A 2,783-nucleotide genomic window follows, 5' to 3' on the forward strand; every position below is an offset into this window, starting at 1 on the left:
CTCGTGGCGTTCTAGAGGTCCTTTCGCCTAGGCCTGGGCCTGAGCGGGGCCGTCCCCGAAGCCACCCGTGTTGGGTGAGCGGGGAACGTCCCTACCGGACTCGCTGTCGTCGTTGTCGGTCAGCGACGGCGTGTTGTGGATTTCATCCAGTTCCTCGTCCGACAGCTCGGACATGGGAGTAGATGAGAACGTGAACTTCCGCTCGTCACCTTCGCCCTCCACATCCACAGTGATCTTCTCACCGGAGGAGATCTCGCCGAACAGGATCTTCTCGGACAGCTGGTCCTCGATTTCTCGCTGCACGGCGCGACGCAACGGACGCGCGCCCATGGCGGGGTCGTAGCCCTTCTCGGACATGAGCACCTTGGCGGGGTCCGTGAGCGAGATGGACATGTCCTGTTCGCGCAGTCGCTGCTGCAGGCGGGCCACGAAGAGGTCCACGATCTTGAGGATTTCTTCCTGACTCAGCTGCGGGAACACAATGGTCTCGTCCACGCGGTTGAGGAACTCCGGACGGAAGTGCTCCTTGAGCTCCTCCTGCACCTTGGCCTGCATACGGTCGTAGGAGGTGGCTACGTCGTCCGAGGCCTGGAAGCCCACGGGAACGGTCCGCGAGATGTCCTTGGTACCCAGGTTGGTGGTCATGATGATCACCGTGTTCTTGAAGTCCACCACGCGACCCTGCGAGTCGGTCAGTCGACCGTCCTCGAGGATCTGCAGCAGTGAGTTGAACAGGTCCTGGTGTGCCTTCTCGACCTCGTCGAAGAGCACCACGGAGAACGGCTTGCGGCGCACCTTCTCGGTGAGCTGACCGCCCTCTTCGTAGCCCACGTATCCCGGAGGAGCACCGAACAGCCGTGAGACCGTGTGCTTCTCCTGGTATTCGGACATGTCCAGGGTGATCAGCGCGTCCTCGTCGCCGAACAAGAACTCCGCGAGTGCCTTGGCCAGCTCAGTCTTACCGACACCGGTGGGACCGGCGAAGATGAACGAGCCGCCGGGGCGCCTCGGATCCTTCAGACCCGCACGGGTACGGCGAATCGACCGGGACAGGGCCTTGATGGCCTCGTTCTGACCGATGACGCGCTTGTGCAGCTCGTCCTCCATGTGCAGCAAGCGACCGGACTCTTCCTCCGACAGCTTGTACACGGGGACACCCGTGGACGCGGAGAGCACATCCGAGATGACCTCGGGGGTGACCTCGGAGATCTGGTCGTCGCCGTCGCGCCAAGCCTTGTCCTTCTCCTCGCGCTCGGTAATGAGCTTCTGCTCGTCATCTCGCAGCGAAGCGGCCTTCTCGTACTCCTGGCCGTCGATGGCGGCTTCCTTGGCGCGCTTGGTGTCCGCGATCTTCTCGTCCAGGGCCTTGATCTCCGGCGGAGCCGTCATGCGCTTGATGCGCAGGCGGGCACCGGCCTCGTCGATCAGGTCAATGGCCTTGTCCGGCAGGAATCGGTCCGAGACGTAGCGGGCGGACATGTGCACGGCAGCTTCCAGCGCCTCATCCGTGATGGACACGCGGTGGTGGGCCTCGTACTTGTCGCGCAGACCCTTGAGGATCTCCACGGCGTGCGCTTCCGAAGGCTCATCCACATGAATGGGCTGGAAACGACGCTCCAGGGCGGCGTCCTTCTCGATGTGCTTGCGGTACTCGTCCAGCGTGGTGGCACCAATGGTCTGGAGCTCACCGCGAGCCAGCATGGGCTTGAGGATCGAGGCGGCATCGATTGCGCCCTCGGCGGCACCGGCACCCACCAGGGTGTGGATCTCGTCGATGAACAGGATGATGTCGCCGCGCGTGCGGATCTCCTTGAGCACCTTCTTGAGGCGTTCCTCGAAGTCACCGCGGTAGCGCGAACCGGCGACCAGCGAACCCAGATCCAGGGTGTAGAGGTGCTTGTCCTTGAGGGTCTCGGGCACGTCTCCGCGCACGATTGCCTGGGCCAGGCCCTCGACCACGGCGGTCTTACCCACGCCGGGCTCGCCGATCAACACGGGATTGTTCTTGGTACGGCGTGACAGCACCTGCATCACGCGTTCCATTTCCTTGTACCGGCCGATGACCGGGTCAAGCTTGGATTCGCGTGCGGCTGCGGTCAGGTTGCGACCGAACTGGTCCAACACTGCGGAGCCCGCGGGGGTGCCCTCGGCCCGGCCACCGGTGCCGACTCCGGCGGCTTCTTTCTCGCCACCGGCATTACCGGACTGGTACCCCGAAATCAGCTCGAGCACCGTTGCCCGCACCTTGGCGGGGTCAGCGCCCAGCTTGATCAGCACCTGAGACGCCACGCCCTCGCCGGCGCGGATAATGCCCAGCAGGATGTGTTCGGTGCCGATGTAGTTGTGACCCAGCTGCAATGCTTCACGCAGCGAGTGCTCCAACACCTTCTTGGCACGGGGTGTGAAGGGAATGTGACCGGACGGGGCCTGCTGGCCCGGCCCGATGATGTCTTGTACTTGTTCGCGCGCCGAGCTCAGGGTGATGCCCATCGAATCGAGAGCCTTGGCTGCTACGCCCTCGCCCTCGTGAATCAAACCGAGCAGCAAGTGCTCGGTACCGATGTAGTTGTGGTTGAGCATCCTGGCCTCTTCCTGGGCCAGCACCACGACCCGGCGGGCGCGGTCGGTGAAGCGTTCGAACATGGATACTCCTCTATTGATGTCTGCAAACGATGCTAGGCACCTCAAGAGCGTTTATGGGCACTGTTCGCCGCTGGCGCACGATGTATAGCCCAGAGCTAAAACCTGTTGTGCCCGGCAACGACAACGGCCGGAATGCCCCC

1 protein-coding gene is annotated in these 2,783 nt (G+C 63.3%); it reads right to left on the bottom strand.

Annotated features, from left to right (window positions below):
* Window positions 1-27: 27 nt before the first annotated feature.
* Window positions 28-2,643, bottom strand: coding sequence for an ATP-dependent Clp protease ATP-binding subunit (locus ABD283_RS04345; RefSeq protein WP_344223776.1), 2,616 nt, complete (start codon window positions 2,641-2,643; stop codon window positions 28-30).
* Window positions 2,644-2,783: the final 140 nt, after the last annotated feature.

Source organism: Kocuria atrinae (genome assembly GCF_039531425.1).
GTDB classification, from domain to species: domain Bacteria; phylum Actinomycetota; class Actinomycetes; order Actinomycetales; family Micrococcaceae; genus Kocuria; species Kocuria atrinae.